The organism is Aeromicrobium sp. Leaf245, from assembly GCF_942548115.1.
In the GTDB taxonomy this organism is placed as follows: domain Bacteria; phylum Actinomycetota; class Actinomycetes; order Propionibacteriales; family Nocardioidaceae; genus Aeromicrobium.
Genome location: NZ_OW824151.1, coordinates 1908233 through 1929927, shown reverse-complemented (window position 1 = coordinate 1929927; position 21695 = coordinate 1908233). Strand labels below are relative to the sequence as shown.

At 72.5% G+C, this 21695-nt stretch carries 21 protein-coding genes; 14 read left to right on the top strand and 7 right to left on the bottom strand.

Features of this window, described 5'->3' with window-relative positions:
• Positions 1 to 50 precede the first annotated feature (50 nt).
• Positions 51 to 2123: a metallophosphoesterase gene (locus NBW76_RS16870; protein WP_256468957.1), complete on the top strand. Its 2073-nt coding sequence runs from the start codon at positions 51 to 53 to the stop codon at positions 2121 to 2123.
• Positions 2124 to 2129: 6 nt separating this feature from the next.
• Here the strand turns inward: NBW76_RS16870 and NBW76_RS09500 are convergent, their stop codons facing one another.
• Positions 2130 to 2957 (bottom strand): PPK2 family polyphosphate kinase, encoded by an 828-nt coding sequence (locus NBW76_RS09500; RefSeq protein ID WP_056555733.1) that lies wholly within the window; start codon positions 2955 to 2957, stop codon positions 2130 to 2132.
• Between the two features lie 27 nt (positions 2958 to 2984).
• On the opposite strand from NBW76_RS09500, the gene NBW76_RS09495 reads away from it, so the two are divergent.
• The gene (locus NBW76_RS09495; RefSeq protein WP_056555731.1) at positions 2985 to 3635 is read left to right on the top strand and encodes a dihydrofolate reductase family protein; all 651 of its coding nucleotides are present in this window, start codon (positions 2985 to 2987) and stop codon (positions 3633 to 3635) included.
• On the opposite strand, the gene NBW76_RS09490 is transcribed toward NBW76_RS09495, so the two are convergent.
• Entirely contained in the window at positions 3610 to 4464 is an 855-nt protein-coding gene (locus NBW76_RS09490; RefSeq protein ID WP_235493028.1) for an SGNH/GDSL hydrolase family protein, read from the bottom strand. The two genes, NBW76_RS09495 and NBW76_RS09490, sit on opposite strands and share 26 nt — an antisense overlap.
• A 64-nt stretch (positions 4465 to 4528) precedes the next feature.
• Between NBW76_RS09490 and msrB the strand changes: the two genes are divergently transcribed.
• Complete coding sequence (gene msrB / locus NBW76_RS09485; RefSeq protein ID WP_055965946.1) at positions 4529 to 4951, top strand: peptide-methionine (R)-S-oxide reductase MsrB; 423 nt, start codon at positions 4529 to 4531, stop codon at positions 4949 to 4951.
• A 116-nt stretch (positions 4952 to 5067) separates the two neighbouring features.
• Here the strand turns inward: msrB and hemQ are convergent, their stop codons facing one another.
• From hemQ to hemE, 3 genes are read right to left on the bottom strand one after another with little or no spacing between them, the layout of a single operon-like run.
• On the bottom strand, positions 5068 to 5778 hold the full coding sequence (gene hemQ, locus NBW76_RS09480; protein WP_055965944.1) for a hydrogen peroxide-dependent heme synthase: 711 nt from the start codon (positions 5776 to 5778) through the stop codon (positions 5068 to 5070).
• Positions 5779 to 5800: 22 nt separating this feature from the next.
• Positions 5801 to 7123, bottom strand: coding sequence for a protoporphyrinogen oxidase (hemG, locus tag NBW76_RS09475; protein WP_056555728.1), 1323 nt, complete (start codon positions 7121 to 7123; stop codon positions 5801 to 5803).
• Positions 7123 to 8172: a uroporphyrinogen decarboxylase gene (gene hemE, locus NBW76_RS09470; RefSeq protein ID WP_055965939.1), complete on the bottom strand. Its 1050-nt coding sequence runs from the start codon at positions 8170 to 8172 to the stop codon at positions 7123 to 7125. Before hemE ends, hemG begins: the two co-directional genes overlap by 1 nt.
• A 99-nt stretch (positions 8173 to 8271) precedes the next feature.
• Here hemE and NBW76_RS09465 point away from each other — a divergent pair, with 99 nt between their 5' ends.
• The 4 genes from NBW76_RS09465 to NBW76_RS09450 are packed head-to-tail and all read left to right on the top strand — an operon-like array spanning position 8272 to position 11610.
• A complete protein-coding gene (locus NBW76_RS09465; RefSeq protein WP_055965937.1) occupies positions 8272 to 8850 on the top strand; it encodes a DUF3000 domain-containing protein in 579 nt (192 codons plus the stop codon).
• The gene (locus tag NBW76_RS09460; protein ID WP_055965935.1) at positions 8847 to 10082 is read left to right on the top strand and encodes an HRDC domain-containing protein; all 1236 of its coding nucleotides are present in this window, start codon (positions 8847 to 8849) and stop codon (positions 10080 to 10082) included. Before NBW76_RS09465 ends, NBW76_RS09460 begins: the two co-directional genes overlap by 4 nt.
• A gap of 55 nt (positions 10083 to 10137) precedes the next feature.
• On the top strand, positions 10138 to 10959 hold the full coding sequence (gene efeU, locus NBW76_RS09455; protein ID WP_055965932.1) for an iron uptake transporter permease EfeU: 822 nt from the start codon (positions 10138 to 10140) through the stop codon (positions 10957 to 10959).
• 60 nt (positions 10960 to 11019) lie between these two features.
• Positions 11020 to 11610 carry a hypothetical protein gene (locus NBW76_RS09450; protein ID WP_055965930.1) on the top strand — a complete coding sequence of 197 codons (591 nt, stop codon included), beginning with the start codon at positions 11020 to 11022 and terminating at the stop codon, positions 11608 to 11610.
• A 198-nt stretch (positions 11611 to 11808) separates the two neighbouring features.
• On the opposite strand, the gene NBW76_RS09445 is transcribed toward NBW76_RS09450, so the two are convergent.
• A complete protein-coding gene (locus NBW76_RS09445; RefSeq protein WP_056555725.1) occupies positions 11809 to 12780 on the bottom strand; it encodes an aldo/keto reductase in 972 nt (323 codons plus the stop codon).
• Positions 12781 to 12867: 87 nt separating this feature from the next.
• Here NBW76_RS09445 and NBW76_RS09440 point away from each other — a divergent pair, with 87 nt between their 5' ends.
• The 4 genes from NBW76_RS09440 (at position 12868) to NBW76_RS09425 (ending at position 18160) form a co-directional block, all read left to right on the top strand.
• Positions 12868 to 13191 (top strand): hypothetical protein, encoded by a 324-nt coding sequence (locus NBW76_RS09440; protein ID WP_055965926.1) that lies wholly within the window; start codon positions 12868 to 12870, stop codon positions 13189 to 13191.
• A gap of 41 nt (positions 13192 to 13232) precedes the next feature.
• On the top strand, positions 13233 to 15524 hold the full coding sequence (gene secD, locus NBW76_RS09435; RefSeq protein ID WP_055965925.1) for a protein translocase subunit SecD: 2292 nt from the start codon (positions 13233 to 13235) through the stop codon (positions 15522 to 15524).
• Between the two features lie 93 nt (positions 15525 to 15617).
• A complete protein-coding gene (locus NBW76_RS09430) occupies positions 15618 to 16994 on the top strand; it encodes a cystathionine beta-synthase (protein WP_055965922.1) in 1377 nt (458 codons plus the stop codon).
• The gene (locus NBW76_RS09425; RefSeq protein ID WP_055965920.1) at positions 16991 to 18160 is read left to right on the top strand and encodes a cystathionine gamma-synthase; all 1170 of its coding nucleotides are present in this window, start codon (positions 16991 to 16993) and stop codon (positions 18158 to 18160) included. Before NBW76_RS09430 ends, NBW76_RS09425 begins: the two co-directional genes overlap by 4 nt.
• 18 nt (positions 18161 to 18178) lie before the next feature.
• On the opposite strand, the gene rmuC is transcribed toward NBW76_RS09425, so the two are convergent.
• Positions 18179 to 19693, bottom strand: a complete 1515-nt coding sequence (gene rmuC, locus NBW76_RS09420; RefSeq protein ID WP_055965918.1) for a DNA recombination protein RmuC — start codon at positions 19691 to 19693, stop codon at positions 18179 to 18181.
• 133 nt (positions 19694 to 19826) lie between these two features.
• On the opposite strand from rmuC, the gene NBW76_RS09415 reads away from it, so the two are divergent.
• From NBW76_RS09415 to NBW76_RS09405, 3 genes are all read left to right on the top strand, one after another.
• Positions 19827 to 20504: a hypothetical protein gene (locus tag NBW76_RS09415; RefSeq protein ID WP_056555723.1), complete on the top strand. Its 678-nt coding sequence runs from the start codon at positions 19827 to 19829 to the stop codon at positions 20502 to 20504.
• 63 nt (positions 20505 to 20567) lie between these two features.
• Complete coding sequence (locus NBW76_RS09410; protein ID WP_056576449.1) at positions 20568 to 20972, top strand: tetratricopeptide repeat protein; 405 nt, start codon at positions 20568 to 20570, stop codon at positions 20970 to 20972.
• A gap of 38 nt (positions 20973 to 21010) precedes the next feature.
• Positions 21011 to 21670 carry a M50 family metallopeptidase gene (locus tag NBW76_RS09405; RefSeq protein WP_235493027.1) on the top strand — a complete coding sequence of 220 codons (660 nt, stop codon included), beginning with the start codon at positions 21011 to 21013 and terminating at the stop codon, positions 21668 to 21670.
• Positions 21671 to 21695 lie beyond the last annotated feature (25 nt).

Sequence of the window (21695 nt, the reverse complement as noted above, 5' to 3'; positions counted from 1 at the left end):
TCACGATCGGGGTCCTCACGTCTCTCTCAGACGTGAGGACCCCTCTGCGCGTGACCCCCCTGCTCCTGTCGCTCCTGCTCGCGGGCGGTCTGCTCGTCGGGGTCGCACCACGCGCGACGCCGCCGGCCGCGGGCGCCGAGGCCGACGCCTCCTTCACCGTCGTGGTCCTGCCCGACCTTCAGGGCTACACCGTCTCGAGCACCTACGCCGCCACCGCCACCGCGCAGACGCAGTGGATCGCCGACCAGGCCGAGGACCTCGACGTCGCAGTGGTGGCGCAGGTGGGCGACCTGGTGGAGACGCACCCGATCCCCGAGCAGTGGACACGGGCGTCGACCTCCATGAAGGTGCTGGACGACGCCGGCGTGCCCAACGCGGTGCTGCCCGGCAACCACGACATGGACGTGAGCACTGGCGAGGCCGTGCGGTACGACGCGAGCTTCCCGGCCTCGAGGTACACCGGTGCGTCCTGGAACGGACGCGACGCGACCTACGTGGAGGGCTACCGCGGCAACAAGAACAGCGCCGTCACGTTCAAGCGCTCAGGCATGGACTTCATGCTCCTCAGCCTCGAGTACGACCCCACCGACGCCGTCCTGGCCTGGGCGCGAGGCGTGCTCGCCGCGCACCCGGAGCACCGGGTGATCTTGTCCACCCACTCGTTCATCCACACCGCCGGCGGTCGTTCCACCACGACCACCCGCACCGACGCCGGCGCCAACACGCCGCAGCAGGTGTGGGACGAGCTCGTGCAGCCGAGCTGCCAGATCTTCCTGGTCGTCAACGGCCACTGGCACGACGGGCCCGACCGCACCGAGGCCCGCCGCGCCGACGCCAACGCCTGCGGCCGCCCGGTGCAGCAGATCCTGTCCGACTACCAGGACCGCCCCAACGGTGGCGACGGCTGGCTGCGCACCTACCGGTTCGACCCGGCGGCCGACACGATCACGGCCGCCACCTACTCCCCCACGCTCGCCCGCTACGAGACCGACGCCGACAGCGCCTTCACCCTCGCCTACGACATGACGAGCGGCACCACCCCGCCCCCCACGACGACACCGACGACCTTGGTCGGCCCCGGGTCGGCGTGGACCTACCGCTACGACAACACCACCCTGCCCACCACCTGGAACACCCCCGCCTTCGACGCCTCCACCTGGCGCACCGGCAACGCCGTCCTCGGCTTCGGCAGCACCGTCACCACCAACATCGACGTCCCCGCCCCCACCACCAACCGCCCCCGCAGCGCCCAGCTCCGCCGCACCTTCACCATCAACGACCCCACCACGCTCTCCGACATCACCCTCACCACCCGAGCCGACGACGGGATCGCCCTCTACCTCAACGGCACCGAGCTCACCCGCAAGAACCTGCCCACCGGCACCCTCGGCCGCGACACCTACGCCACCGCCGCACCCCGCACCAGCGCAGCCCTCGCCGCACCCGTCACCGTCACCATCCCCGCCAGCGCCCTCCGCACCGGCACCAACACCCTCGCCGCCAGCGTCCACCTCAACTACCGCGGCACACCCGACCTCACCTTCGACGCCACCCTCACCGCACGGCAGCAGGTCGCGCCCCCGCCCCCGCCGCCGACACCGGTGGCCACGACCTTGGTCGGTGCCGGGTCGTCGTGGATCTACCGCTACGACAACACCACCCTGCCCACCACCTGGAACACCCCCGGCTTCGACGCCTCCACCTGGCGCACCGGCAACGCCGTCCTCGGCTTCGGCAGCACCGTCACCACCAACATCGACGTCCCCGCCCCCACCACCAACCGCCCCCGCAGCGCCCAGCTCCGCCGCACCTTCACCATCGACGACCCCACCACGCTCTCCGACATCACCCTCACCACCCGAGCCGACGACGGGATCGCCCTCTACCTCAACGGCACCGAGCTCACCCGCAAGAACCTGCCCACCGGCACCCTCGGCCGCGACACCTACGCCACCGCCGCACCCCGCACCAGCGCAGCCCTCGCCGCACCCGTCACCGTCACCATCCCCGCCAGCGCCCTCCGCACCGGCACCAACACCCTCGCCGCCAGCGTCCACCTCAACTACCGCGGCACACCCGACCTCACCTTCGACGCCACCCTCACCGCGAAGAAGACGGGCTGAGGGAGGTCACTCCCCGAGACGTCGCTTCTGCTCGGCGACGTCGTAGTCGGCCTCCGGCCAGGTCAGGTCGAGGCCGCGCAGCGCCTCCAGCAGGAGCCTGCCGACCGCCCAGTTGCGGTACCACTTGCGGCCGCTGGGCACGACGTGCCACGGTGCGTGCTCCGTGGACGTCCGCTGGAGCACCAGGTCGTACGCGGCCTGGTACTCGTCCCAGAGCTCACGCTCGTCGATGTCGCCCGGGTTGAACTTCCAGTGCTTGGTGGGATCGTCCAGGCGCGCAGCCAGGCGCTCCGCCTGGTCCTCCGGGCTGATGTGCAGCAGGCACTTCAGGAGCGTGCCCCCGGCGTCGACGTAGCGACGCTCGAAGTCGTTGATGGCGTCGTAGCGCCGTTCGATCTCGTCGGCGTCCGCGAGCGACCGGACCCGACCGATCAGGACGTCCTCGTAGTGCGACCGGTCGAACACGCCCAGCACGCCGCCGGCCGGGAGCTGCTGCTCGATCCGCCAGAGGAAGTCGTGCGCCAGCTCCTCCTCGGTGGGTCTCTTGAACGAGGCGATGCGCACGCCGAGCGGACTCACCAGCCCGACCACCTTCTCGATGACGCCTCCCTTGCCCGAGGTGTCCATCCCCTGGAGGACGAGCAGGACGGACCGCTCACCCCCGGTGGCGCCCTCGGCGTGGAGCCGCTCCTGCAGGTCGGCCAGCTCGGGGCCCAGTGCAGCGAGGGCCTCGAGGGCGTCGTCCTTCGCACCGTCGAAGCCGGGTGTCGACCTGGAGTCGACGTCGGCGAGGGAGGTGGTGCCCGACAGCGTGCTGCTCAGGGTCTGCGTCATGGCGTCACCGTACCTAGGCTGTGCGTCATGGCCCTGCCGACGATCGACCCCGCGCTCTACGCCTACCCCGACGTCGACCGGGCCTGGGTCCGCGTGAACTTCGTGTCGAGCGTGGACGGCTCGGCCCAGGGCCCGGACGGCGTCTCCGGCATGCTCGGGACCGACGCCGACCAGGCCGCCTTCGACCTCCTGCGCGACCTCTGCGACGTCGTCCTCGTGTCCGCCGGCACGGCGCGCGCCGAGGACTACGGCCCGATCGAGGACGGCGTGCTGGCCCTGGTGAGCCGCAGCCTCGACGTCCCCGATCGTCTGCGCGTGCCCGGGGTCCTGGTCGTGGCGCCGGCCGACGTCGACGGGCAGAAGGTCGACGCGCTCGAGGCGGCCGGCGTCGAGGTGCTCACGACCGGTGACACGGACATCGACTGGCCCGCGGTGCTGGACGAGCTCGGCCGGCGCGGACTTCGGCGCGTGCTGTGCGAGGGCGGGCCGTCCCTGCTCGGCACGTTGACCACCCTGGACCTCGTGGACGAGCTGTGCCTGACGCTCTCGCCCGTGCTCGTGGTCGGCGAGGGCCGACGGATCTCCGTCGGGGACGAGACCACCGACGTCCCCCTCCGCCTCGCGCACGCGCTCGACGTCCAGGGGACCCTGCTCACCCGGTGGGTGCGCGACCGCTGACCGGATCGGCGAGGACCGGCCAGGCGTGGCCGAAGGGCACCTCGTCGTGCTCGCCCAGCGCTGCCAGCACCGACGGCAGCATCGCCTTCGCCGTGCGCTTGTAGCCCAGCGAGCTGGGGTGGAACCGGTCGAGGCTGAACATCTCGTCCGGGTTCGTGACGAAGAACGGACCAACGACGTCGGCCAGCGACACCACGTAGGCGCCGTGCCGCAGGGCCACCTCGCGCTGGGCCGACGCCAGCTGGCGTGACGCGCGGGCACCGAGCGCGCGCAGCGGCTGCGGCACCGGGGTCAGTGCGCCGAGGTCCGGGCACGTCCCCACCACGACGGCGCTGCCCTTCGCCCGCAGGTCCACGACGCACTTCTCGAGGTGCCCGACCGACTCCGCCACCGGCACCCGGTGCGTCACGTCGTTGCCGCCCACCACGACGATCGCGACGTCGGGGACGTAGTCGAGCGGAAGGGTGGCCAGCTGCGCGTCCAGCATGCTGCTCTCGGACCCGACCACGGCGGCCGTGCGCAGGCGCACCGCACGGTCGGTCCGCTTGGCGACCTGACGCGCCAGCCGCGCCCCCAGGGTGCCCCGCGGTCCGTCGGCACCCAGCCCGGCTGCGATCGAGTCGCCGAGGACCAGCAGGTCGATCGTGGCGCCGAGCCGCTTCTTGAAGACCCGGTCGGCGCGCGGCGCGTCCTCGCCCAGGGGCTTGCCGATGGCCGCGCGCGCCGCCGCCGCCTGGTGCTGCAGCACCGCACGGGCACCGAGTGCAGCCGCCACGGTGGCCGTCGTCGTCACCAGCAGTCCGGTCGTCACCACGCGTCGCACGTCCACAGGGTCGTTCCTCCCACACGCTCGTGAACGCGTGGACACTTGCACCTGAACGTAGGCTGGAGACATGTCCGACCAGGTGGAACAGAACAGCTACGACGTCGAGAAGTCCGACGAGGAGTGGCGCGCCGAGCTCAGCGCCGCCGAGTACCACGTGCTCCGCGAGGCGGGCACCGAGCGGCCCTTCAGCTCCTCCTTCGAGACCGACACGACGAAGGCAGCGTACGCCTGTCGGGCGTGCGGCTCCGAGCTCTTCCGCAGCGACACCAAGTTCGACGCGCACTGCGGCTGGCCGGCGTTCTACGCGCCCCTGGCCGAGGACCGCGTGCAGTACATCGAGGACCGCTCGATGGGCATGCGCCGCGTCGAGGTCCGCTGCGCGAGCTGCGGCTCGCACCTCGGCCACGTGTTCGAGGGCGAGGGCTTCCCCACCCCGACCGACCAGCGCTTCTGCATCAACGGCATCAGCCTGACCCAGGTCCCCGACTGATCTGCTCGCTCACCCTGGTTCTCACCCACTCACCCTGGCGTGCACGCGATGGTGAGTGGGTGAAGACCGTGGTGGGCTCGTGATTCCCATCAGCTGATGGGAATCACGATCACGGGTCAGGGCCAGAGGGCCGTGAGGTCGGCAGGGTCGTGGCGACGGCCGGTGTAGAAGGGGATCTCCTCGCGGACGTGGCGGCGGGCGGTGCTGGCGCGCAGGTCGCGCATGAGGTCGACGATGCGGTGCAGGTCGTCGGCCTCGAACGCCAGGAGCCACTCGTAGTCGCCCAGCGCGAACGAGGCCACCGTGTTGGCGCGCACGTCGGGGTACGGGCGGGCCTGCATGCCGTGCTCCTTCAGCATCGCGCGGCGCTCCTCGTCGGGGAGCAGGTACCACTCGTAGGACCGCACGAACGGGTACACGCACACCCAGTCGCGGACCGTCTCGTCGGCCATGAAGGCGGGCACGTGCGACTTGTTGAACTCGGCCGGGCGGTGCAGCGCGGTCTGGGACCACACCGGCGCCATGCGCGAGCCGAGGGCGGTCCGCCGGAAGGCGTTGTACGCGGCCTGGAGCGCCTCGGCGGTCTCGGCGTGCCACCAGACCATCAGGTCGGCGTCGGCACGCATGCCGCTCACGTCGTAGAAGCCACGGACCACCACGTCGTCACCGGCGAGACGCTCGACCAGCGCGTCGACCTCCGCCGCCTCGGCGGCACGGTCGGCGTCGCCGAGCACCCGCTCGAGCCTGAAGACCGACCACATCGTGTAGCGGATGGTCTCGTTGATCTCCTTGGCCAGCTTTCCCTGGTTCGGCAGACGATCGCTCATGGCACCATCCTCCCCCGCTCGTCTACCGGGCGAGGAGGCGGGCTGCGGCCTCTCGTGCCGACCCGATCACGGCGGGCACCCCGACGCCGCGGTAGGCCGCTCCGCAGACCTCGAGGCCGTCGACCCGGGCCACCGCGGCCTCGACGGTCGCCACCCGCGACAGGTGGCCGACGTCGTACTGCGGGAGCCCGCCGCCCCAGCGCTGCACGTGGGCGGACTGCACGGACGGGAGCGACCCGTAGGCCGCAGCGAGGTCGGTCAGCGCCAGGTGGGCGACCTGCTCGTCGTCCTGGTGGAGCACCCCCGTGTCGCCCGCGCGGCCGATCGACGCCCGCACGACCGTGCGGTCCCCGGCGACCTCGGCCAGCCAGGCCCACTTGTGGGTCGAGATGGTGGAGCCCTTCACGACCGTGCCGTCGATCGGCGGCACGAGGAACCCGGACCCCTCGACGTCGATGGGGCCGTCGAGCACGAAGGTCGCGATGGCCATCGAGGCGTAGTCGATCGCCGCGAGGGAGAACGCCGCCGGCGGCGCGGCCTCCGCGAGCAGGCGCGCAGCGGCCGGCGCGGGTGCGGCCACGACGACGGCGTCGAAGGCCAGGGTCTCGATGGCCGACGTCGGCCCGACGTGGAGCTCCCAGCCGCCGTCGACGGAGGTGATCGCGCGGACGGTCGACCGCAGCCGGACGTCGAGGCCGCCGTGCTCGACGACGCGGTGCGGCAGGGTGCCGACCCCGCCGACGATCCCGGCGAACACCGGGGTCTCCAGCGTCCGCGTCTCCGCCCGGGTCCGAGCGGCGCCCGCGAGGGGGTCCTCGCCGAGGGCCAGCACCTGCGGCGCCGCCGCCCGCAGCGACAGCCGATCGGCGTGCCCCGCGTAGACCCCACCGAGGAGCGGCTCGACCATCCGGTCCACGACCTCCCGGCCGAGACGCGGCTCCAGGAAGGCGGTCACCGAGACGTCGTCCTCGGGCACGGGGAGGGCGTGCCCGACGGGCCGCTCGGCGACGATGCCCGAGGCCTCGAGGGCGTCGAGGTCCGCCGGGACGCCCATGACGGTCGGCGGCAGGGGCCGCAGAGCCCCCCGGGTCCAGATCGACGCCGACGTGGTCGCGGGGTGGGTGAGCTCGGCGCCCACCCGTGTCGCGAGGTCGACGGCCTCGGGACGTCGCGCGAGCAGCGACTCGGCCCCGACGTCGACCCGCAGGTCGCCCACCCGGTCGACGTGCAGCTTCCCGCCGATCCGGTCCGATCCCTCGAGCACGACGACGTCGCACCCGGCCTCGACCAGGTCGAGCGCCGCCGTCAGCCCGGCGATGCCGGCGCCCACCACCGCGACGCGCATCAGACCCGCTCGTACCCGTGCACGAAGTCCACCAGGCCCTTCACGGCGTCGGGGTCGGTCTGCGGCAGCACCCCGTGCCCCAGGTTGAAGACGTGGCCACGGGCGCTGCGCCCGCGCTCGATGGCCGCCGCGGCCTTCGTGTGCAGCACGTCGGCCGGCGCGAACAGCAGCGTCGGGTCCAGGTTCCCCTGCACCGACCGGCCCGGGCCGACCTTCTCGATGGCGCGGTCGAGCGGAACCCGCCAGTCCACGCCCACGACGTCGGCGCCGACGTCACCCATCTGGTCGAGCAGCTCGCCCGTGCCGACACCGAAGTGGATGCGCGGCACGCCGAGGTCGGCCACGGACTCCAGCACCCGGCGCGAGTGGGGCGCCACGTAGGTCTCGTAGTCCGACGGCGAGAGCGTCCCGGCCCACGAGTCGAACAGCTGCACGGCCGACGCGCCGGCCTCCACCTGGATCCGCAGGAAGTCCGCCGCGATGTGGGACAGCCGCTCCAGCAGGTCGTTCCACAGGCCGGTCTGGGAGTACATCAGCTGCTTGGTGATGCGGTGGTCGCGCGAGGGCCCGCCCTCGACGAGGTAGGACGCCAGCGTGAAGGGCGCCCCGGCGAAGCCGATGAGCGGCGTCGCGCCCAGCTCGCCGACGAGGGCGCGGGCCGCGGCCGCGATGCTCTCGACGTCGTCGGGCTCGAGCCGGCGCAGCTGCTCGAGCTGACCCCGGCGGCGGATCGGGTCGGCGATGACCGGCCCCGTCCCGGGGACGATGTCGAGGTCGACGCCGATGGCCTTCAACGGCACGACGATGTCGGAGAAGAAGATCGCGGCGTCGACGCCGTAGCGCCGCACCGGCTGCATCGTGATCTCCACGACCAGGTCGGTCGAGAAGCACGAGTCGAGCATGGCCACGCCCTCGCGGATCTTCAGGTACTCGGGCAGGTGCCGGCCCGCCTGACGCATGAACCACACGGGGACGCGGCTCGTGGGCTCGCCACGGCAGGCGCGCAGGAAGTCGCTGTCGGCGGTGATGTCGGAGGGGGAGGTGCTCACCGGCCGATTCTCGCAGGGACAGGGCCGAAGGGTGCAGCCGCGGTGCCGGGCCCTGCGTGTCGGGACCCCGACGCGGCCCGGAGTGCCTACGATCGGCCTGTGGGCGTCCGCAGCGAGATCGATCACACTCCTCCAGCGTTCCTGGCTGCCCTGGAGCAGCTGCACGCCGCACCCTTGCGCCCGGAGGTCGCGATCGACGAGATCCCGGCACCGCAGCGCATCGCCCCGCACGCCCACGCGCTCAGCGGCGACGTGGAGGTCGCCGGCGACGACGTCGCCACCGGGCGCTTCATCCTGCTCCACGACCCCGCGGGCAACGACGCCTGGAACGGCGAGTTCCGCTGCGTCACCTTCGCCCGCGCCGAGGTCGAGGCCGAGATGGCCGCCGACCCCGCCCTGGCCAGCGTCGGCTGGAGCTGGCTGGTCGACGCGCTCGCGACCCACGGCGGCACGCACACGGCGGCCAGCGGGAGCGTCACGGTCGTCACCACCGAGACGTTCGGCGAGATGGCCGACGACGCCGGGTCCGCCCAGGTCGAGGTGCGCGCGTCGTGGACGCCCACCTCCGAGGTCGGCGCCCACGTCGCGGCCTGGTCCGAGCTGCTGTGCACCCTCGCCGGGCTTCCCCCGCTGAGCCCCGGGGTGGTCCCGCTGCAGCGACGTCGAGGACGTCGTTGAGCTCGTCCGCGTCGGACACGCCCGGGAGCGAGGAGGTCGCTCCCCCGCTGCCGCGCCTGCAGCTGCGTGATCCGCTCCCTCCGGTCATCGACACCGTCGACGACTACGTCAACTACTGCGCCCGGGTCTCCCTCGGCTCCGGGCCCGTCGCCCTCGACGCCGAGCGCGCCTCCGGCTACCGCTACTCCCAGCGCGCCTACCTGGTCCAGGTGCGACGCGACGGCAGCGGCACCGGTCTCGTCGACCCGATCGCGTTCGACGACCTCACCGACCTCGACGAGGCGATCGGTGACGCGGAGTGGATCCTGCACGCCGCCACCCAGGACCTTCCGTGCCTGGCCGAGATCGGCCTTCGTCCCACCGCCCTGTTCGACACCGAGCTCGCCGGGCGGTTGCTGAACCTGCCCCGGGTCGGGCTGGCCTCGCTCGTGGAGCACTACCTCGGGCTCAGCCTGGCCAAGGAGCACTCCGCGGCCGACTGGTCCACCCGCCCGCTGCCCGAGCCGTGGCTCGAGTACGCGGCGCTCGACGTCGAGGTGCTGATCGAGCTGCGCAACCTGATCGAGGCCGACCTCGAGAGGACCGGCAAGCGGGAGTGGGCCGCCCAGGACTTCGAGGCCCTGCTGTCGTTCACCGGGGCACCTCAGCGCGAGGAGCGTTGGCGTCGCACCTCCGGCATCCACCGCGCCCGTGGTCGACGCACCCTGGGTCTCGTCCGAGCGATCTGGGAGGCGCGCGACCGCATCGCCGAGCAGCGCGACACCACCCCGGGCCGCATCCTGCCCGATGCCTCGATCCTCGAGATCGCCCGCGAGGCACCGCGCGACGCCTCCGCGCTCCGCCAGCTCTCGGTCATGCGCTCGCGCGGTCCGCGCCGCTTCGTCCAGGAGTGGCTCGACGCCGTCGAGGAGGGTCTGGCCCTGGCGGAGGACGAGCTGCCGCACTCCACGCCGAACCGCGAGGGACCGCCTCCGCCGCGCGCCTGGGCCGACAAGCACCCCGAGGCCGCGGCACGCCTGGCCGCCGCCCGCGAGGCCGTCGCGCGCATCGCCGAGCAGAACGACCTGCCGACCGAGAACCTCATCTCCCCCGGGCTGGTCCGCGCCCTGGCCTGGGAGCCCCCGAGCACCCCCGACGTCGCCCACGTCGGCGATGCGCTGGCCGAGGCCGGCGCCCGCCCGTGGCAGGTCGAGCTCGTCGCGACCGACCTGGCCGCCGCCCTGCAGCCGTAGGCGATCTCACAGGCACAGCCCTGTCAGGAAAGGCGAACCTGAGTAGCATGTCGTTGTGCTCGCCAACTTCCTGATCGGCCTGCGCGAGGGACTCGAGGCCAGCCTCGTCGTCAGCATCCTGCTGGCCTACCTCGTGCGGACCGACCGTCGCCACGACGCCCGGTACATCTGGCTCGGCGTGGGGGGCGCCATCGCGCTCGTGGTCGTGGTGTTCACGGTCGTCACGCTCGTGTTCGAGCAGCTGCCCTTCGTCTGGCAGGAGGCCGTCGGCGGGACGCTGTCGATCCTGGCCGCAGCGCTGGTCACGTGGATGATCTTCTGGATGCGGCGCACCGCACGGGGGCTCAAGCGCGAGCTCGAGGGAGAGCTCGCCACCGCCGTCGAGCTCGGACCCCTGGCGATCGCCACGGTGGCGTTCCTGACGGTGGGTCGCGAGGGCCTGGAGACGGCCGCCATCATCTGGGCCACCATCTCGGGCAGCTACACGGCGGAGCCGTTCGTCGGGGCGATCAGCGGCATCCTCGTCGCGGTGGGCCTCGGCTACCTCATCTACCGAGGAGCCGTGCGCATCAACCTGGCGACCTTCTTCACCGTCACCGGCGCGCTGCTGGTCGTGGTCGCCGCCGGGGTCCTGGCCTACGGGATCCACGACCTGCAGGAGGCCGGCATCCTGCCCGGTCTCGGCACGCTCGCGTTCGACGTGTCCAGCACCATCCCGCCCGACAGCTGGTACGGGACCCTGCTGAAGGGGACCGTCAACTTCCAGCCGAACCCCACCGTGCTGCAGGTCGTGGCCTGGGTCGCTTACCTGGTCCCGGTGCTGTGGATCTACCTGCGTCCGCGTCGCACGGCGGCGACGGTCGGCTCGGCGGCCTGATCCGGTGGCGGGCTACACCCCGGCGGATACGGTGGTGCCCATGCCAGCCCGGTGTCCGCGATGAGCGACTTCCATCGCCCGTCCCTGCCGGGGCAGAAGCTGTTCGAGGCGCTCGCGCACGACACCGATCCCGCCGAGGTGGCTGCTGCCGGTCACCGCATCGCGCACCTGCTGGTGCGCGGCCCGCTAGACCGCGACGACCGCGAGCTGGTGGACCGGGTGCTGCACCTCTCCGACGCCGAGGGACTCGGCGTCATCGCCGAGCTCTGGTCGCACGCCGCGCCCGACACGCTCTCGGGAGCCCTGTGGCGGTTGTACCTGCTGCGTGAGTGGGTGCACCGCCAGCCACGGCAGGCCGCCGCGGAGTTCGCCGCCGGCCGCGGCTTCGCCCCGGTCCACGAGGTGCTCGCCGGCGTCGTCGAGCCCCCGGGCGCCGACGAGGTGGTGGCGCTCGTCGACACCGTCGTGCGCGGCATCGTCGTGACCGACCTCGACGTCGTCCTCGACCGGGCGGCCGCGTTCGCCCACATCGTGGGAGTAGGTCGCGGACAGCTCGACGACGGCGATGCGCACAGCGCGGCCCGGCTCCTCGACATGGCCCAGCACCTGCGCCGCTCGGCGGCGCTGGAGCGGTCCGGCTCCCTGCACTGACGGGCACCGCAGCCCTGCGTGGGATGTGTCACGAGGTCAGGTCGGCTCGTCGCTTGTGTGGGCCGGCGAGCGAGTTAGGCTGGTGCACGCGCCGGGTCGGTGCAAGCCCCGGGTCCCAAATGAAGCCGCTACGAGCGGCCACGCGCCGTGAGGCGCTTCCCGGCCCGGCGCATCACTCCTCGGCCCGTCCCCGACGCCTCAGGAAGGCGCGAAGGTCGTGTACGACTGACGTGCGGCCCCGATCTCGGACAGGGCCGCGAGGTCGTCCCCGGACGGCAGCCAGCCGACCGCGTCGGCGTTGGCGCGCACCTGCTCGGGGCGGGTCGCACCGGCGATCACGCTCGTCACGGCGTCCTGGGCCGCCAGTCCGCCCATGGCCACCTGCAGGAGGGTGAGGTCCCGCTCGTCGGCGAAGGTCTGCAGTGCCTCGATCCGCTCCCAGTCGGCCCCGGCGAGCCGCTCCGTCTGCGCTGCGAGACGGGTCCCGGACGGAGCGTCCTCGCCGCGCCGGTACTTGCCGGTGAGCAGTCCGTAGGCCAGCGGGAAGTACGGCAGCAGCCCGACGTCGAGCTGCTCGCACGCCGGGACCAGCTCCACCTCCGCCGTGCGGTTGTACAGCGAGTACTCGTTCTGCGCGGTCGCGAATCGGGCCAGGTCCGCCGACCGGCTGCGCCAGTCGGCGTCGACCAGCTGCCAGGCCTGGAAGTTCGAGCAGCCGATCGCGCGCACGGTGCCCGCCTGCACCAGGGCGTCGAGCGCCTCGAGGGTCTCCTCGACCGGCGTCAGCGGGTCGGGGGTGTGCAGCTGGTAGAGGTCGACGTGGTCGGTGCCGAGCCGACGCAGGCTGGCCTCCACGGCCGTGCGCACGTACGCGGCGCTCCCCCGCCGCCCGCCGTCGTCGCCGTTGCGGCCCTGCATGTCCATGCCGAACTTCGTGGCCACCACGACGTCGTCGCGTCGCGAGCCCAGCGCGGCGCCCAGCAGCTCCTCGCTCGCTCCCAGCCCGTAGGTGTCGGCGGTGTCGAAGAACGTCACGCCGCGGTCGATCGCGGCGTCGACGACCTCCTGCACCTGGTCGGCGTCGATCCGACTGCCGAAGGCGTTGCACCCGATGCCGACGACGGGCACCTGGATGCCGGAATGACCGAGGGGACGCTGCGCGAGATCCATGCCACCGAGACTAGGACCCCGACCAGGCGGGTGACCCCCGTGGCCGCGTCCACCGGCTCCACGCGCACGTCGCCTAGACTGCAGCGCATGCCTGGACCCCGTCGCACGCTGGCCGCCGCCGTGTGCGCCGCCGTGGTCGGGCTGTTTCTCGTGGCCGGGGTCGGGGTCGCGCAGGCGTCGCCGCAGCACCGGGCCACCACGGTGCACGCGTCGTCGGCCACGCACCACGCCGCCCACGTGCGGTCCACCGGCGACCACACCGACCACCGGGACCTCGACCTGTGGTCCCTCCCGCCGGTCGAGGCGGACCAGGTTCCCGAGCTCGAGCGCGGCGCGGCCCCGGTCCACGCCGTCGTGCCCGTGCCCGGGCAGGCGGTGCGCCCGCTCGTACGAGGTCCTCCGGCTGCCTGAGGTCCCCGTCCAGCAGCCGCCACCACCTCGAAAGTCCTTCCATGAGCAACCGTGCACCTCTGTGGCGCGCGATCACGGCCTTCGCCGTCCTCGCCGCCTCCCTCGCCTTCGCGTACTTCAAGCCGGCCAACCTCGGACTGGACCTGGAGGGCGGCACCCAGATCGTCCTCGAGACCCAGAGCACCGACCGGATCGAGGCCGACGCGGAGTCCACCGCCCGAGCGCTGGAGGTCATCCGCGGCCGCGTCGACGCCCTCGGCGTGGCCGAGCCGACGCTGGCGCAGTCGGGCGACCGGCGCATCATCGTCGAGCTGCCGGGCGTCCAGGACCCCCGTGAGGCGGCCGAGGTCATCGGCCAGACCGCCCAGCTGTCGTTCCACGAGGTGCTGAGCCCGGCCACCGAGGGCCAGGAGCCCGAGGAGGGCCAGGTCGTCGCCGCCGACGAGCAGGGCCAGCCGCTCCTGCTCGGACCCACGGTCATCGACGGCGAGGGCGTCTCCGACGCGCAGGCCGCCCAGCCGCAGCAGAGCATCGGCCAGTGGGTCGTCAACGTCGACTTCGCCGGCGAGGGACGTTCGGGCTGGCGCGACCTCGTCGCCGCGGCCTGCGCCAACACCGCGGGCGGGAACCGGGTCGCGATCCTGCTCGACGAGGACATCATCTCCTCCCCCGCCGTCCAGCCCGACCTGTGCACGTCGGGCGGCGGCAACAGCACCAGCATCACGGGCAGCTTCACGCAGGCCGAGGCCGACGACCTCGCCGTGCTCATCAAGGGCGGCGCGCTCCCCGTGCCGGTCGAGGTCATCGAGCAGCGCACCGTCGGCGCTACCCTCGGTGCCGCCGCCATCGACGCCTCCATCGAGGCCGGCATCATCGGCATCATCCTGACCGGCCTGTTCATCGTGCTCGTCTATCGCGCCATCGGGTTCATGGCCACGCTCGGCCTGGCCACGTACGCCGCCATCTCCTACGGCCTGCTCGTCTGGATCGGGGCGACCCTGACCCTGCCCGGACTGGCCGGCTTCGTCCTGGCCATCGGACTGGCGATCGACGCCAACGTGCTCGTGTTCGAGAGAGCGCGTGAGGAGTACGAGAAGAACGGCAACCTCCACCTGTCGCTGACGACCGGCTTCAACAAGGCGTGGTCGGCCATCCTCGACTCGAACGTCACCACGATCCTCGCGGCGGGCCTGCTGTTCGTCCTGGCATCCGGCCCGGTCAAGGGCTTCGGCGTGACGCTGACCATCGGCACGATCGCGTCGATGTTCTCGGCGCTGGTCGTCGCGAGGGTGCTCACCGAGTGGGCCGTGAAGCGGTCCGTGCTGCGCAAGCGTCCGGGCGTCACCGGCATCGCCAACACCGGACCCGTGCGCAAGTGGCTCAACGAGCGCGGTCCCGACCTGATGAAGCGCAGCGGCACGTGGATCGCGATCACGCTGGTCGTCGCCGGTGTGTCGGTCAGCGGCATCCTGCTGCGCGGTCTCAACCTCGGTGTCGAGTTCACCGGCGGCCGGATCCTGGAGTTCTCCACCGCCCAGACGGCCGACGTCGAGGACGTCCGCACGGCCGTCTCCGACGCGGGCTTCCCGCGTGCCGTCGTGCAGGAGTCCTCCGGCGACGGACAGAGCGAGAACGTCACCGTCCGGCTCGACGACATCTCCAACGAGGAGGCCGTCCAGGTCGAGGAGGCGGTCGAGACCGTGGCCGGCGAGGCCACCAAGGAGAGGGACGAGCTGATCGGCCCGAGCCTGGGCAAGGAGCTGCGCGACAAGGCGCTCATCGCCTTCGGCATCGCGATCGCCGCCCAGATGCTCTACCTCGCGTGGCGGTTCCGCTGGACCTACGCGGTCTCGGCCCAGCTGTCCATGTCGTCGGTGGTGCTGACGGTCGTCGGCATCTTCGCCTGGTGGGGCAAGCCGATCGACGGCGTGTTCCTGGCTGCGGTCCTCTCGATCATCGGCCTCGCGGTCAACGACACCATCGTGGTGTTCGACCGCATCCGTGAGCACACCGGCGACAACCGCGGCCGCAAGCTGCGCGAGGTCGTGAACGAGGCGATCCTGCAGACGATCCCCCGCACCGTGAACACCGGCCTCGGCGCGATGTTCATCCTGGCTGCGCTCGCGGTCCTCGGCGGCGACTCGCTCACCGACTTCGCGATCGCCCTGCTCCTCGGCCTGTCGATCGGCATCCTGTCGACGATCTTCACCGCGTCCGCCCTGGCGGTCGTGCTGGAGGAGCGCTGGCCGCACGACCCGGAGCGGAAGCCCAAGGTCGTCGACAAGTACGCCCAGATCGACGACGGACGCAGCGCCGACGGCGCCGTCGTCTGAGCCGACCCCGGTGAGGAGCTGCCGCCCGCCCACGTGGTGACGGCGGCAGCGCCTCGGGGTCGCCCGCATCGGCCGGGTGGCAGGATGAGCAGCATGCGCATCGCGAATCACGTGGTCGACCTCGTGGGCGGCACCCCGCTCGTGAAGTTGTCCAGCGTCGTCCCGGCAGGATCTGCCCTGGTGGCGGCCAAGATCGAGTACCTCAACCCCGGCGGCAGCTCCAAGGACCGCATCGCCGTCAAGATGGTGGACGAGGCCGAGGCCTCCGGTGCCCTCAAGCCCGGCGGGGTCATCGTCGAGCCGACGTCGGGCAACACCGGGGTCGGGCTCGCGCTGGTGGCCCAGCAGCGCGGGTACACCTGCATCTTCGTCTGCCCCGACAAGGTCAGCGAGGACAAGCGCAACACCCTGCGCGCCTACGGGGCCGAGGTCGTCGTGTGCCCCACGGCCGTGCCGCCCGAGCACCCCGACAGCTACTACAACGTCTCCGACCGCCTGGTGCGCGAGACCCCGAACGCCTGGAAGCCCGACCAGTACTCGAACCCGGCCGGGCCCGCCTCGCACTACGAGACGACCGGTCCGGAGATCTGGGCCGACACCGACGGCACGGTCACCCACTTCGTCGCAGGCGTCGGGACCGGCGGCACGATCACCGGCGCCGGGCGGTACCTCAAGGAGGTCTCCGGCGGCCGAGTCAAGGTCGTCGGCGCCGACCCCGAGGGATCGGTGTACTCCGGCGGCACGGGCCGCCCGTACCTCGTGGAGGGCGTGGGCGAGGACTTCTGGCCGAGCGCCTACGACCCCGAGATCGCCGACGAGATCATCGCCGTCTCCGACGCCGACGCCTTCGACATGACGCGGCGCCTCGCCCGCGAGGAGGGCCTGCTCGTCGGCGGCTCCTGCGGCATGGCCGTCGTCGCCGCCCTCCAGGTCGCCGAGCGCGAGGGTCCCGACGCCGTCGTCGTCGTGCTGCTGCCCGACGGGGGCCGCGGGTACCTGTCCAAGATCTTCAACGACGACTGGATGTCGTCGTACGGGTTCCTGCGCGAGCCGCTCGACGGCCGGACCGACCGCCCCAGCGTCGGCGACGTGCTGCGCCGCAAGAGCGGCGACCTGCCGGCACTCGTGCACACGCACCCGTCCGAGACCATCCGCGACGCCATCGAGATCCTGCGCGAGTACGGGGTCTCCCAGATGCCCGTCGTCGGCGCGGAGCCGCCCGTCGTCATCGGTGAGGTCGCGGGCAGCGTCAGCGAGCGCACGCTCATCAGCGCCGTCTTCGAGGGCCGCGCCGCCCTCACCGACCCGGTCTCCAAGCACATGGAGGCGCCGCTCCCCCTGCTGGGCGCCAACGAGGACCTCGACGCGGCCCTCGAGGCGCTCGGCGAGAGCGACGCCGTCATGGTCATCGAGGACGGCAAGCCGCTGGGCGTCCTCACCCGTCACGACCTCCTGGGGGTTCACGTATGAGCGACGAGAAGAGCCAGCACGAGCTCGACCCGCGCGGCTTCGCGACCCGTGCGATCCACGCCGGCCACGAGCCCGACCCGGCCACGGGTGCGGTCAACGTCCCGATCTACGCCTCCAGCACCTTCGCCCAGGACGGCGTCGGCGGCATGCGCGGCGGCTACGAGTACGCCCGCACCGGCAACCCCACGCGCGCGGCCCTCGAGGCCAACCTCGCGTCGCTGGAGGACGGCCGGCACGGCCGGGCGTTCTCGTCCGGCATGGCTGCCACCGACGCCGCCCTGCGGACCCTGCTTCGTCCCGGCGACCACCTCGTGATCCCCGACGACGCCTACGGCGGGACCTTCCGGCTCATCGACAAGGTGTTCACGCAGTGGGGCATCTCCTACACCCCGGTGGCCGTCAACGACGTCGACGCGGTGCGCGCCGCGATCACGTCCGCCACCAAGGTCGTGTGGGTCGAGACGCCCACCAACCCGCTGCTCAACATCGCCGACATCGAGCGCGTGGCCGAGGTCGCCCACGACGCAGGCGCACGCTTCGTGGTCGACAACACGTTCGCCTCGCCCTACCTGCAGCAGCCGTTGAGGCTCGGTGCCGACGTGGTGCTGCACTCGACCACCAAGTACCTGGGCGGCCACTCCGACGTCGTGGGTGGCGCGCTCGTGACCGACGACGCCGAGCTCGACGCCGGGTTCGGCTTCCTGCAGAACGGTGCAGGCGGGGTCCCCGGGCCGTTCGACGCCTACCTCACGTTGCGTGGCGCCAAGACGCTCGCGGTCCGCATGGAGCAGCACTGCACCAACGCCGAGGCGGTCGTCGACCTGCTCGTCGGCCATCCCGCCGTGGCCTCGGTCCTGTACCCGGGTCTGCCGGACCACCCGGGCCACGAGGCAGCCGCGCGCCAGATGCGCCGGTTCGGCGGCATGGTGTCGCTGCGCCTGGCCGGAGGACGTCAGGCCGCGCTCGACCTGTGCGCCCGCACGAGCATCTTCACCCTGGCCGAGAGCCTCGGCGGCATCGAGTCCCTCATCGAGCACCCCGGCGCGATGACCCACGCCTCCACGGCCGGTTCCGTGCTCGAGGTCCCCGACGACCTGGTGCGTCTCAGCGTGGGCATCGAGGACACCGCAGACCTGCTGGCCGACCTCGAGCAGGCACTCGCCTGATCGAGCCGTGACGTCGGGTCAGCCGACGTCGCGGCCCCGCTCGGCGTCGGAGGGCGTGACCATGTCGACCTCGAGCTCCTCGCGCTCGAGGTCGGCGAAGAGGTCCTGCTCGTCGACCGCCGCCGGCGGTGCGGGCACGGCCGGCTCCGGCTCGGGCGCCGCCGCGACAGGCCCGACCTGCGGCGCCGTGTCGGCGGCGAGCTCGGGGGCGTTCAGCTTCCGCACGTGCGTGTCCTCGATGGTGGCGATGCTGCCGAGCTGGGCGGCCTCGTCGACGGCGTCGAGCTTGCGGGCGGTGGAGATGACCTGGCGATCGAGCGAGCCGACGAGCTTGTTGTAGTCGTCGACGGAGCGCTCGATCGTGCGGCCGAGCTTGGACACGTGGCCCGAGAGCGTGCCGAGGCGCTTGTAGAGCTCGCGGCCGAGCGCGACGAGCTCGAGCGCGTTCTCGGCCATCTGCTCCTGCTTCCAGGTGAGCGCGACGGTCTTGAGCACGGCCCAGAGGTTGACCGGGGTCGCCAGCGCGATGCCCTGGCTGTAGGCGTGCTCCATGAGACCGGGATCGGCGTCGAGCGCGTCGTTGAGGATCGCCTCGTTGGGGATGAACGCGATCGTGAACTCGGGGCTCTCCTCCAGCCCGGTCCAGTACTGCTTGGAGGCGAGGGTGTCGACGTGCGACTTGACGGCCCGGGCGTGCTGGAGGCGGACCTGCTTGCGCCGGTCGTCGTCGAGCTCGTCGCGGTAGGCCTCGATGAACGCGCGGTACGGCACCTTGGCGTCGATCGCCAGGCGCTTGCCCCCGGGCAGGTTGATGACCATGTCGGGGCGGCGCGCACCGCTGTCGGCCGTGATCGACTCCTGCACCGAGTAGTCGATGCGGTTGAGCAGCCCGGCCGACTCCACCAGCGTGCGCAGCTGGGTCTCGCCGTAGGTGCCGCGGACGGCGTTGTTGCTCAGGGCGGCGGACAGCGCCTCGGCCGCCTGCTTGGACTGCGCCGCCGTCTCGCGGGTGACCCGGAGCTGCTCGGCCAGCTGGCCGTGCTGCTCGGCGCGCTGCTGCTCCAGCTCGTCGACCTTGGCCTGCATGCCCTTGAGCTGGGCGGCCACGGGAGCCAGCTGCTGCAGCACCTTGCTCTCGGCGGCACCGGAGGCCTCACGCTTCTGCTCCTCGCGCCGGTGACGCTCCACCGCGTCGCGGTACTGCTGCTGCGCGACGCCGACCTGCTCACGCAGCTCCTTGGCCTCCGCTGCGACCGCGGCCAGACGCGCCTCCACCGCGGCACGTGCCGAGGCGAGCGAGCTCTCGAGCTGCGCCTGCTCGACGGCGGCCGCGTGCCGGACCTCGGCCAGCTGCACCTGGGCGTCGTGCCGGAGCTCGCTGATCTCGGCGGTGTGCCGCGCCTCGACCACGGCGGGGTCCTCGTGACCGCAGACCACGTCCTGCCGACGCGCACGATCCACCAGGGCACCGACCACCGCACCGAGCGCGATGCCCACCAGCAGACCGAGCAGAAGTGCCGTCGAGGAAGCCATGGCCCGAGTCTCCCAACCAGGACCGACAGAAGCGTGGAGGCGTGCCGTGGCCCGGCGCGTGGACCCGCCCGACGCGACCCGAACGTCCTCGCGGGGCTCGGACGGGTGGGTCGGCCCCTCTACCCTGGACGCCATGCCCGACTCCCCCGACACCCGCGAGCGCTCGTTCCTGAGCGGACTGTCGTGGTTCCAGGTCCTGGCCGGCGCTCTCGCCGCGATGACGTCGGCCTGGGTCGCCTCGGCGCTGGGCGTGGGCGGCACGATCATCGGCGCGGCGCTCGGCAGCCTCGTCGTGACGATCACGTCGACCTTCTACGCCAGCACGCTCGACCGTGGCCGCACCCTCATCGTCCAGACCGACAGCGGCACGTTCGTCGAGACCGACGTCGAGCCCGGTCACACCGCCGAGGCGCTCGCCGCCGTGAGCGAGGCCACCCACGAGCAGGTCAAGGGCGCCGAGGTGGTCGAGGACCCTCGTCGGTCCATCCGCTGGAGGACGGTCGCGCTCACCACGGCGATCATCCTGGCGGTGTCCGGCCTCGCGATGGGCGCCTACGAGATCGTCACCGACAAGGCCTACGGCTCCGATCCCGACAACGCCCGGATCGGCAACCCGTTCGGCGGTGGGAGCAAGGCCGAGCCCACCGAGGACGCCGAGCCGCAGGAGTCCTCGTCGCCCGACCCGGCCGCCACGCCGACGCCGACCCGCCGCCCCACGGCCACCGCGACGCCCACCCCGACGGCCACCCCCACGCCCACGCCCGCACCGACCGCCACGGCCACCACCGAGCCACCCGTCGACCAGGAATGAACGGACCCGACCCGACGTTGACCAGCGCGATCACGACCCCGTGACCTCTGGGAGGAGGACCCCATGACCATCTACCTGACCCCGAACCTGTCCGACGAGAAGATCGCCGCGATGGACGCCTTCGAGGCCTTCCGCCTGGGTGAGGAGCTGTTCGACTCGCGCTACCCCCGCGACGCCGTGCGGGTCCTGCGGCGTGTGGTCGACGAGGTGCCCGACAACGCGTCGGCGTGGGAGCTGCTCGCGCGCTCGCACTTCGCCGCGGCGCAGCTGGCACCCGCGGAGGCCGCCTTCCGTCGGCTCATCGCGCTCGAGCCGACGAGCGGCTGGGCGCACACGGCCCTCGGTCTGACGCTGGACCGGCAGAGCCGCCACCGCGAGGGGGCGGCGATGCACCGCCTCGCCGCGGCCCTGGGCGAGTCGGCGCGCGACGCCACCCGCGTCGAGCTGGTCGACCGGCCGGCCACCTGAGTCGTGGCCGCCCCGAACCCTCCGTCCGGCGGGCACCCGTGAGTCCGTGGGTGCCCGTCGCGGTCGGTGCCGCGGCGGCGCTGCTGCCGTGGGGCTGGGGGCCCGGCCGACACGTCGTCACCCTCGTGCACGAGGCCGGGCACGCCCTCATCGCGGTGCTGACCGGACGCCGGCTCAACGGCGTGCGTCTGCACCGTGACACCTCAGGGCTCACCACGTCGGTCGGACGTCCGCGCGGGCCGGGCATGGTCGCGACGGCGGCGGCCGGGTACCTGTCCCCCACCGCCCTGGGCCTCGGGATGCTCGCCACGGCCGCGCTCGGCAGCACCGCCTGGGCGCTGTGGATCGCCCTGGCCGTCGTGACCGGCATGCTGGTCTTCATCCGCAACTGGTTCGGCCTGCTCGTCGTGGGCCTCGCCGCCCTGGTCGTGGGCTACCTCGTCTGGCGCACCGACGAGGGGGTCCAGCAGCTCGCCGTCGTGGCCCTCGCCTCCTTCCTGCTCGTGGGCGGGCCGCGCACGACGGTCGAGCTGTGGTCGAGCCGCCGTCGCTCCCGCTCCGCCACGTCGGACGCCGACGTGCTGGCCCGCCTCACGCACCTTCCCGCGGCGCTCTGGAACGCCGTGTTCGTGGTCGTCACCACGGCGGCCCTCCTGCCCGCATGGCACCTGCTGCGCGGCCTCGACGGGCTGGGCTGAGACCACGCCGTCGTCGGGGTGCTTG